This is a genomic window from Blautia sp. CAG:237, from assembly GCF_000436615.1.
Classification (GTDB): Bacteria; Bacillota; Clostridia; order Lachnospirales; family Lachnospiraceae; genus Blautia_A; species Blautia_A intestinihominis.
This window is the reverse complement of record NZ_FR886758.1, coordinates 1-10745: the sequence shown is the minus strand read 5'-3', so window position 1 is coordinate 10745 and position 10745 is coordinate 1. Positions and strand designations below refer to the sequence as shown.

General features: G+C 47.9%; 8 protein-coding genes. 5 read left to right on the top strand and 3 right to left on the bottom strand.

Translation table 11 applies throughout. The annotated features are described in order from the left end of the window. The first annotated feature begins 48 nt into the window (after positions 1 to 48). Both trmL and ade read left to right on the top strand, forming a co-directional pair. The gene (gene trmL, locus QZL69_RS10865) at positions 49 to 549 is read left to right on the top strand and encodes a tRNA (uridine(34)/cytosine(34)/5-carboxymethylaminomethyluridine(34)-2'-O)-methyltransferase TrmL (protein WP_022215231.1); all 501 of its coding nucleotides are present in this window, start codon (positions 49 to 51) and stop codon (positions 547 to 549) included. A gap of 54 nt (positions 550 to 603) precedes the next feature. Continuing rightward, positions 604 to 2331 (top strand): adenine deaminase, encoded by a 1728-nt coding sequence (gene ade / locus QZL69_RS10860; RefSeq protein WP_022215230.1) that lies wholly within the window; start codon positions 604 to 606, stop codon positions 2329 to 2331. Positions 2332 to 2373: 42 nt separating this feature from the next. On the opposite strand, the gene QZL69_RS10855 is transcribed toward ade, so the two are convergent. Genes QZL69_RS10855 through QZL69_RS10845 form a run of 3 tightly spaced genes read right to left on the bottom strand, consistent with a single transcriptional unit; the run spans position 2374 to position 6878 of the window. Continuing rightward, complete coding sequence (locus QZL69_RS10855; RefSeq protein WP_022215229.1) at positions 2374 to 3783, bottom strand: sensor histidine kinase; 1410 nt, start codon at positions 3781 to 3783, stop codon at positions 2374 to 2376. Beyond that, positions 3780 to 4481 carry a response regulator transcription factor gene (locus tag QZL69_RS10850; protein WP_022215228.1) on the bottom strand — a complete coding sequence of 234 codons (702 nt, stop codon included), beginning with the start codon at positions 4479 to 4481 and terminating at the stop codon, positions 3780 to 3782. The genes QZL69_RS10855 and QZL69_RS10850 overlap by 4 nt, the downstream gene beginning before the upstream one ends. Positions 4482 to 4496: 15 nt before the next feature. Further along, positions 4497 to 6878 carry an endonuclease MutS2 gene (locus QZL69_RS10845; RefSeq protein WP_022215227.1) on the bottom strand — a complete coding sequence of 794 codons (2382 nt, stop codon included), beginning with the start codon at positions 6876 to 6878 and terminating at the stop codon, positions 4497 to 4499. A gap of 229 nt (positions 6879 to 7107) precedes the next feature. Between QZL69_RS10845 and QZL69_RS10840 the strand changes: the two genes are divergently transcribed. Genes QZL69_RS10840 through rlmD form a run of 3 tightly spaced genes read left to right on the top strand, consistent with a single transcriptional unit; the run spans position 7108 to position 10699 of the window. Continuing rightward, on the top strand, positions 7108 to 8364 hold the full coding sequence (locus QZL69_RS10840; RefSeq protein ID WP_022215226.1) for a S1C family serine protease: 1257 nt from the start codon (positions 7108 to 7110) through the stop codon (positions 8362 to 8364). A 15-nt stretch (positions 8365 to 8379) separates the two neighbouring features. Next, complete coding sequence (locus QZL69_RS10835) at positions 8380 to 9327, top strand: 3'-5' exoribonuclease YhaM family protein (protein WP_022215225.1); 948 nt, start codon at positions 8380 to 8382, stop codon at positions 9325 to 9327. 4 nt (positions 9328 to 9331) lie between these two features. Then, complete coding sequence (gene rlmD / locus QZL69_RS10830; RefSeq protein ID WP_022215224.1) at positions 9332 to 10699, top strand: 23S rRNA (uracil(1939)-C(5))-methyltransferase RlmD; 1368 nt, start codon at positions 9332 to 9334, stop codon at positions 10697 to 10699. The last annotated feature ends 46 nt before the right edge of the window (positions 10700 to 10745 follow it).

The following is a 10745-nucleotide window of genomic DNA, read 5'->3' as shown; positions in this document are numbered from 1 at the left end:
TGAACTGACCAGATTTTCCTGGGGAGAGAAATGGAGAAAAGATAAGAAATGGCAAGACTGAATATCGTACTGCATGAGCCGGAGATACCGGCAAACACAGGAAACATTGGCAGAACCTGCGTGGCGACAGGGACAAGGCTTCACCTGATCGAGCCGCTGGGGTTCAGCCTGAGTGAAAAAGCAATCAAACGTGCCGGGATGGACTACTGGAAGGATCTGGATGTGACTACCTATCTGGATTACGAAGAATTCCTTCAGAAAAATCCCGGAGCGAAGATCTACTACGCAACAACCAAAGGACTTCAGACCTATACAGATGTTAAATTTGAGGACGACTGTTACATCATGTTTGGCAAAGAAAGTGCCGGAATCCCGGAGGAGATCCTTATGAAACATAAGGAAAACTGTATCCGCATTCCAATGATCAATGACATTCGGTCACTGAATCTGAGCAATTCAGTGGCAATCGTTCTGTATGAGGCACTGCGTCAGAACAACTTTGACCACATGCAGCTCCAGGGAGAACTGCATGATCATAAATGGGAATAAATTCCCGGCAAAATCAAATAAAGCTGCACTGCTGACCGAAAAGGAGGGATCTGCATGGAACTGGAAAGATATCGTATCTACTCGGAAATTGCGCGTGGAATCCGCAAACCGTTTCTCGTTTTCAAAAATGCAAATGTGTTCATGGCTCACTCTGGTGAGTTCTGTAAGGGAGATGTGGCAGTCGAGGATGGCATCGTAATTGGTGTCGGAGAGTATGAAGGAGAGACAGAAATCGATCTGGATGGGAAATATCTCTGCCCGGGATTTATCGACAGCCACCTTCACCTGGAATCGACACTGGTAACTCCGGGAGAACTGATCCGGCAGGCTGCACAGTGCGGCACGACTACATTTATTGTAGATCCGCATGAATCCGCAAATGTCTCAGGAACTGACGGAATCGACTATATCCTGGAACAGACCGAGGAGGTTCCGGCAAATGTCTATGTGATGATGCCTTCCTGTGTACCGGCTACACATGTCGATGACAATGGATGCACCCTCACTGCAGGAAAGATGAAGGCATATCTCAATAATCCGAGGATCCTGGGACTTGGCGAGGTTATGGATGCACCGTCTGTTGTAAACGGAAGTGTATCCATGCATGAGAAACTGTCCGTTTTTAAGGACAGAGTCCGTGACGGACATGCACCATTTTTGCCGCCGGGAGATCTGGCTGCATATGCACTGGCAGGCATTTCCACAGACCATGAATGTGTGACTTATGAGTATGCCATGGAAGAGTGCAGAAATGGAATGCAGGTGCTGATCCGTGAAGGAAGTGCCGCCAAGAACCTGGAAGCGATCGTTAAGGGAATCGTAGAGCATCACACCGATACCTCAGGATTTTGCTTTTGCACCGATGACAAGCACATCGAAGAGATCCGAAAAGAAGGACACATCAATTTCAATGTCAGAAAGGCAGTTCAGCTTGGGCTGAGACCGGAACAGGCACTCAAGATGGCAACAATACAGGCAGCGAAATGCTATGGACTGCATCATCTTGGTGCGATCGCACCGGGATATCAGGCAGATTTTGTTGTGCTGGATAACTTAAGTGATATGAATGTCTTGGAAGTGTACCATAGGGGCAAAAAGATCATCAAGGATGAAAAAGTTGAGATCCGCCCATGTGATCCTCAGCTCAAAAATACAGTACATCTTCTGGGATTCAGGGAATCTGATCTCTGCCTTCCGTGGAGAGAAGGAAAGGTACATATCCTTAAGATGCTGGAAGGACAGATCGTAACAGAAGATGTCCAGGAGGAAGTTGGCTATACAGAAGAAAAGGGCCGGAAAGTATTTAAACCGGATGGAACCTATCAGAAGATCGCAGCAGTCGAACGTCACAAAAACACCGGCAAGATCGGCGTGGGAATTGTCAAAGGATTCGGGCTTCGCGGTGGTGCGATCGCATCGAGCGTGTCCCACGATTCACACAATCTGATCGTGATCGGCGACAATGATCATGACATGTATCTGGCAGTTCAGGAACTTCTCCGCACGCAGGGCGGCTATACCCTGGTTGAAAACGGACAGGTATTCGACACTCTGCCGCTCCCGATCATGGGACTTATGAGTGATGCCGGATATGAGAAGGTAAATGAGAAGCTGGCACGCATGATACCAAAGGCACATGAGATGGGAATCCCGGAGGGCTTTGACCCGTTTATTACTCTGTCATTTATGGCACTTCCGGTCATTCCGGAGATCAGGATCACGCCAAGAGGTGTATATCTGACCCAGGAAGACCGTATGATCCAGAGCCCGTTTGACCGTTGAACCAAAGATTTACAAGATAACAAAAAGGCAAGGTAGAGAAATCTACTTTGCCTTTTCGAGCGTAAAGATAAATTCTGTTCCGACGCCCTCGGTGCTGATCACATTGATGTGCTGCCCGTGAGCGGAAATGATCTCTTTGACGATCGCCAGTCCGAGACCGGTGCCTTTCTGGTCTTTGCCGCGGGAGCGGTCGATCTTATAGAAACGTTCCCAGATCTTGTTGATGCTGGATTTCGGGATCCCGATGCCATGGTCCTTGACGGAAACAAAGATCTTGTCGTTTTTCTCCGTCGTTTCGATCGTGATCGTGGAATGATCCGGGCTGAACTTGATCGCGTTGCTGAGAAGATTATACAGTACCTGCTGGATCTGTCCGATGTCTGCACGGGCATAGAGTTCCTTGCCTGATAAGACCAGTTCCAGAAGGATCTGCCGCGTCGTGCAGGTACCCTCAAAAGAAGCAGCAGTGCTTTTGATGACCTGGTTGATATCGAACGACTGGATGTTGAGCATACGCTTCTGGATGTCCAGTTCGTTGAGTGTCAGAAGTCCGCGGGTAAGTTTTTCCAGACGCTCTGCCTCGTAGGAGATGATCTTGAGGTACTTTTCCTGCATCTCAACCGGGATGGTGCCGTCGATCATAGCCTCCACATAACCTTTGATCGAAGTCAGAGGAGAGCGGAAATCATGCGAGATGTTTGAAATAAACTGCCGCTGATATTCGCCGTTCCGGTTGAGCTTGTCTGCCATGTAGTTTAAGTTTTTGGCAAGGTAGCCGAGTTCATTTTCGGAGTCGACCGGGATCTGATAGGACAGATTTCCGTTTGCAAATTCGGAGGCTCCCTTTGTGATCTCATGGAGCGGTTTCCGTACATGGAAACTATAAAAGATAAACAATACAGCGACCAGCAGATAAGTGACCACAAACAGAAGCTGGATGATCCAGAGCAGGCTGCTGCGGCTCTGGTACAGGTCACTCATCAGATAGTGGATCGCCACATAACCGCGGGTGTTGAGGTTTTCTGTGATCGGTGCGATCGTGCTCAGCCGCGTTTCTGAAAAATATCCATAAAAGTCCCCGATCTGATAATAGTTGCTGCCCCAGGAGGCCGGATTAAATCCCTCCAGATCAATGGGATTGTCCGGTGAAATATCCTTGCGTGTGCTTAAGATGATCTGTCCGTTACTGTTGATGATCCAGATGATCGTATCCGGATAGTTGGTTGCCAGAGACAGATTGCTGCGGATAGATTCCATGTTGGCAGAAGTGATGTTATGACTGACAAGATCACTTTCTGCGATACGATGGGCTGTCTGGTATATGTCCGAAGTAATGGACTTTTCGAGTCTTGCCTCGAGCATATGGGAGCCTGCAAAGGTTACCAGGAAAAATCCCAGAATGCCAAGCAGGATATAGGCAACAAGAAACATGGAGGTCAGTCGTTTTTTCATTTGTTTTTGACCTCAAACTTGTATCCTATGCCCCAGACAGTTGCGAGGCTCCACTGCGGGTGGTCTTTGATCTTCTCACGAAGACGCTTGATATGAACGTCAACGGTACGGGTATCGCCGATGTATTCATAGCCCCAGATATGGTCGAGAAGCTGCTCTCTGGTAAACACCTGGTTCGGGGATGCTGCGAGGAAATAGAGAAGTTCCAGTTCCTTCGGCGGCATATCGACATGATTTCCCATATAAGTGACAGAATAGTTGGTTAGATTGATCATGAGATCAGGGTAGCTGACACATTTTTCTGACGGGTTTGCCGCTGGCTGTTTGACCTTGAAACGGCGCAGGACTGCGCGAACGCGGGCAACGAGCTCCTTTGTGTCAAATGGTTTGATGATGTAGTCATCTGCACCGAGCTCCAGACCGAGTACCTTATCGAAGGTTTCTCCTTTGGCAGAGAGCATGATGATCGGCACATCAGAAGTATGGCGGATTTCCCGGCAGACCTGATAGCCGTCGATACCTGGCAGCATCAGGTCAAGAAGAATCAGATCCGGCTGGAAGACAGAGAACTCCTTAAGAGCCTGTTCTCCGTCATTTACAATTCTGGTTTCAAAACATTCTTTTGTAAGGTATAAAGAAATCAGTTCTGCAATATTGTTGTCATCATCTACGATTAAGATTTTCTGTTTTGTTACCATAGTATTCGCCTTTCCCTATTTCTTGAATTCTACGATCGTTACGCCGGCATCACCTTCGCCGAATTCACCGAGACGGTAGGATTCAACATGTTTCTGGCGTTTGAGATAGTTGTGGACACCTTTTCGTAAGGCACCGGTTCCCTTGCCGTGGACGATGCGGACCGTCTTGAGATGAGCAAGATAAGCATCGTCCAGATATTTGTCGAGTTCTGCGACAGCCTCATCTACAGTTTTGCCGAGAAGATTGATCTCAGTGGAAACGCTGGCAGATTTGGACATACGAATCTTGCCTGCTCCTGTACGGGAGAAGGAAGAGGTGGTGATCACCGGTTCGTCGATCAGTTCCAGGTCGGAAATATGGACTTTGGAACGGATGATGCCCATCTGGACGAACAGATAACCCTTGGAATCCGGGCGGGTGCTGATTGTGCCTTTGAGGTTCATGCTGAGTACCCGTACGGTATCGCCAGGACGTACATCCTTGGCGGTGAGTTCTTTCTTTGGTTTCTTTTTGGTGACAGGCTGTGCCATTTTCTGTTCGGTCTTGTTGAGACGCTTGCGGAGCTGCTGGCGTTCACGCTCAACTGCGGCAGTATCCACGTAATCATTATGGAATTTATGGAAAAGCTTCATCGTCTGATCAGCATAATCCTTGGCTTCCTGGAGAACCTTGTGAGCTTCTTCGTTGGCCTGGCGGATGATGCGGTCTTTCTGTACATCCAGTTTTTCCTGTTTGGATTCAAGCTGTTTCTTAAGGTCTTCGATTTCGAGTTTGTACTGTGCGATCTCAGTGCGCTCGTTCTCGATCGTGATACGGCTTTCTTCGAGAGAAGTCAGCACATCCTCAAAAGATTCATCCTGCTCGTTGATCTGTTCTCTGGCTTTCTCGATGATGGATGCCGGAACACCGAGCTTGGAAGAAATTGCAAATGCATTACTCTTACCAGGGATACCGATCAGAAGACGATAAGTCGGGCTCAGGGTTTCTACATCGAATTCGCAGCTTGCATTCTCGACACTGGAGGAAGAGAGCGCAAATACTTTGAGCTCACTGTAATGAGTGGTAGCCATGGTGCGGATCCCTCTGTCATGAAGATAGGAGAGGATGGAGATCGCAAGTGCGGCACCCTCTGTCGGGTCAGTTCCGGAACAGAGCTCATCAAACAGAACGAGGGAATACTGATCTGCTTTTTCGAGGAAGGAAACGATATTTGTCATATGGGAGGAGAAGGTACTTAAGGACTGCTCAATACTCTGCTCATCTCCGATATCTGCGTACACCTCATGAAAAAGAGCCAGTTCACTGCGGTCCAGAGTCGGGATATGAAGCCCGGACTGTCCCATCAGAGTAAGGAGTCCGACCGTCTTGAGGGAAACGGTCTTACCACCGGTGTTTGGACCGGTGATGACAAGAAGATCAAACGTATCTCCAAGACGGATATCGATCGGAACAACTTTTTTCTTGTTGATCAGCGGGTGGCGGGCTTTCTTGAGGTTGATGCGGCCTTCGTCGTTAAAGATCGGTTCACTTGCATTCATCTCCATGGCAAGTGCAGCTCTTGCAAAAATAAAGTCAAGCTGTACCATGATCTCAAGATTGAGGGAGATAGCCTCACGTTCTGCTGCGATCTGTACGCTGAGGTCGGCAAGGATGACTTCGATCTCTTTCTGTTCCTGAAGCTCAAGTTCACGCATGTCGTTGTTCAGTTTTACAACAGACATTGGTTCGATAAAAAGTGTGGAACCGGTGGAAGACTGGTCGTGGATCATACCAGGCACCTGTCCCTTATATTCGGCTTTGACAGGGACACAGTATCTGCCGTTTCTCATGGTGATGACAGCATCCTGAAGGTAAGTCCTTGCACCGCCGTTTACCAGTCCGGAAAGCTGAGAGTGGATCCGGTCATTGGTCACTTTCATGCTGCGTCTGATCTGGCGCAGGTTCGGGCTTGCATCGTCACTGATCTCATCTTCGGAAAGGATACAGCGGCGGATCTCCGTAGAGAGCGGTGTGAGAGGGGAAAGCCCCTCAAACATATGGTCAAGAGAATCCTCCGGTGTATCAGCACGGTCCCGGCGGGAGTAGGCTTTGACACGGGAAGTATTCTCAAGAAGGTTACAGACGGCCAGGATCTCCAGGATACCAAGAGAACTTCCAATCTCAAGACGTTTCAGAGAGCCACGGATGTCCTTGACATTTCCAAAGGAGATGCCGCCCTTCTGAAAAAGGCGTGTCAGTGCATCGCGTGTCTGTACCTGCATGGTACGGATTACTTCAAGGTCAGTGGATGGCTCCAGAGTCCGGCAGAGATGCTTGCCCATACCGGAAGATGCCTTTTCGGTAAGTTTCTCTATGATTTTGGGATATTCCAGTGCATTTAATGCTTTTTGATTCATAATAGTTCCTCGTTATTTATAATAATTCTTTTATTCCTTTCTATTCTACATGATTTCCACTGGAATGAAAAGACAAATGTTCGATTTGTTATGAATGGGGCAGTAAAAATAAGGCATTATGACGGAAAAACATGATAAAAATTAGACGGATTTTATTCATAAAAAATTCATAACTTCCTGCTAAAATAAACACGAATTGTCAGGTTTGAATTATAGGAGAAAAAGCTATATGCGGAATGATAAGAAAGCATCTTCGGAGAATTATTCTTTTATAAAAGAGACGATCAAAGAGCAGCCGACGGACAAGAAACGACTGGCGGGGAAATTTCTGACGGCAGCAGTCTGCGGTGTGATCTTTGGCGCCTGTGCAGCGGGTACGATGGCACTGATCGTTCCGAAGGCACTGGAGAAATTTGGAACTGCCCCGGATCAGAAAGCAGTTGTCACTCTGACACCATCTGTAAAGGCAGAGCAGGTAACGCCGACACCGGAAGCAACAGAGCAGGAGAAAACATCGGCTTCCACCGCCTGGCAGAACGACCTGTCAGATGGGATGAGCCAGATCGCGGAGGAACCGCGCAGGGCACTTGTGCGGATATCGGCAGCAGGAGAGGATTCTGACCTTCTGGATGATTCCTTTCTGGAATACGGAGATGAGGAGGGATTTGTTTTTCTCAAAAATTCCGAAGCTTTTTATATATTGACAGTTTCAGACCAGATGCAGGAAGCAGATAAATTTACGGTCACATTTTCGGATGGAACCGTGACCGATGGGATTCTGTGCAAGAAGGATCTCAGGACAGGATTTTTTGTGATAAAGGTCCCTTTTACGTCTGTGGATGAGGAGACGCAGGAGAAAATCCCGGCAGCGCCGCTGGTGGCAGCAGATGATATGAAGCAGACAGAGTCCGTTATTGCGATCGGCAGTCCGTCAGGTGATTATGATTCTCTTATGGGAGGAACGATAACGTCTGTGACAGGTACACTTAAGGTTGCTGATGAGGAGTATGGAATGCTCACGACAGATATGGTCGGCAGTGAGGAAGGCGGAGGGATTTTATTAAACTTTTCCGGTGAAGTTGCAGGAATCATCTGGAATCAGGAAGAAGACCGTACCAATGTGATCCGTGCGGTGGAGACAGCACAGCTTCGGCCGCTTCTTGAGAGCATGGCAAATGGAGAAGATATCTGTTACATAGGGATCATGGGAGCGACGATCTCATCCTACCAGTCTGAGAATCTGGATGTTCCGCGGGGCGTTTATGTGGATGCAGTGGATGAGGATTCTCCGGCAATGACAGCAGGGATCCAGAACGGAGACATCCTGCATGCCCTGGACGGGCAGGAAGTACAGTCGATGGAAGAATATGCGTCTGTACTCCAGGGGCTGAATAAGGGAACACGCACGACAGTCAATGTATACCGCAAGAATCCATTCGGCGAATACGAAGATGTACAACTGAAAGTTACAATAAAGGAAAAATAGAAAGGCAAGAGTATCATGCGTTTTATAAACGAATTACACGAAGGAGACAGACTCAACGGGATCTATCTCTGTAAACAGAAACAGGTAGCAACAACAAAGAACGGCAAACCATACGAAAACGTGATCCTTCAGGACAAGACAGGCATGCTGGACGGCAAAATCTGGGACCCGAATTCACTTGGGATCGATGATTTTGACGCACTGGATTATATTGAAGTTGTCGGAGATGTGACAACTTTTGCAGGTGCCATGCAGTTAAATATCAAGAGAGTCCGCAAGGCACATGAAGGAGAATACAACCCGGCAGATTATCTTCCAGTCAGCGAGAACAGCACAGACGATATGTACGGACAGATCATTGGCATGATCAAGAGCGTGAAGAACGAATACCTGTCCGCACTTCTGAATAAACTTTTTGTAGAAGACAAGAAATTCCTGAAATCTTTCCAGGAGCATTCCGCGGCAAAGACCGTGCATCATGGTTTTATCGGAGGACTGATGGAGCACACCTTAAGCGTTACAAAGCTCTGTGACTATATGGCAAATGCTTATCCGCTTCTCAAGAGAGACCTTCTGATCACAGCATCGCTGCTTCATGATGTCGGCAAGACAAAGGAACTTTCTTCCTTCCCGATGAATGATTATACAGATGAAGGACAGCTTCTGGGACATATCATCATCGGTGCCCAGATGGTGCATGATCTGGCAAAAGAGATCCCGGATTTCCCGGAAACACTGGAAAATCAGCTGGTACACTGCATCCTGGCACATCACGGCGAACTGGAATACGGTTCTCCGAAGAAACCGGCACTTGCAGAGGCAGTAGCACTGAATCTCGCAGACAACACAGATGCCCGCATGGAGACTCTGACAGAGATCTTTGCAGCGGACAAAGGCAAGAAAGAATGGCTTGGATACAACAGGCTTTTTGAATCAAATCTGAGAAGAACAGGAGACGTATGATTCCATGGAATATCGTAAAAATGACATTGTTACGTTAGAAATCGTGGACTGCGGAACAGACGGTGAAGGCATTGGCAAAGCTGATGGCTTCACTGTTTTTGTAAAGGACGCAGTGATTGGAGATATTGTTACAGCCAAGATCATGAAGGCAAAAAAGAACTACGGATACGGACGTCTGATGGAGATCCTGAAACCATCTCCATACCGCGTAGAGCCGGTGTGTCCGTCAGCCCGTCAGTGTGGCGGATGCCAGCTTCAGGCGGTATCTTATGAAGAACAGAAAGTTTTTAAAGAAAAGAAACTCCGCGGTCATCTGGAGCGGATCGGTGGATTCCGCGACCTTCCGATGGAGCCAATGATCGGTATGGACGAGCCTTATCATTATCGAAACAAGGCACAGTTCCCGGTTGGACGGAACAAAGAAGGCAGGATCATCACCGGATTTTATGCAGGACGCACCCATGCGATCATCGAGAACCGTGACTGTGCGCTGGGAATCCCGCAGAACAAGGAAATCCTGGATATTGTGATCGCGCATATGGAGAAGTATGGCATCGCTCCTTACGATGAGATGACAGGCAAGGGACTGGTGCGTCATATTTTTGTGCGTTATGGATTTTTTACAGGGGAGCTAATGGTCTGTCTGATCATCAATGGACAGGATCTTCCGCATCAGAAAGAACTGATCGAGAAATTGCGTGAGATCCCGGGAATGGCCAGCATTTCCTTGAACATCAACAAGAAACGAAGCAACGTGATCCTTGGAGACAAGGTCAAAACAATCTGGGGACAGGAATATATCACAGATAAGATCGGGGATATTTCTTACGAGATCTCACCGCTTTCTTTCTTCCAGGTAAACCCGAAACAGACCTGGAAACTGTATTCTAAGGCACTGGAATATGCAGACCTTCATGGAGAAGAGACCGTCTGGGATCTGTACTGCGGAATCGGAACGATCTCCCTTTTCCTCGCTCAGCAAGCCAAATTCGTCCGAGGCGTAGAAATCGTCCCGGCAGCGATCGATGATGCAAAACGAAATGCACAGATCAACAATATTGAAAACGTGGAATTCTTCGTCGGAAAAGCAGAAGAAGTCCTGCCGAGAGAATACGAGAAAAACGGTGTCTACGCAGACGTGATCGTAGTCGACCCGCCACGCAAAGGCTGCGATGAAATGCTGCTCAAGACCATCCTCAAGATGCAGCCAAAACGTGTCGTCTACGTAAGCTGCGACAGCGCGACACTCGCGCGGGATCTGAGATTTTTGTGCGATAATGGATATGAGTTGAAGAAAGTATGTGGGGTAGATCAATTCCCTCAGACGGTGCATGTGGAGACTGTGGTGGGACTACAAAGGAAAGATATCTAGAAATCCTTGAATTTACGCACTTTGTAGAGTTTTTCAGTTTCAACAA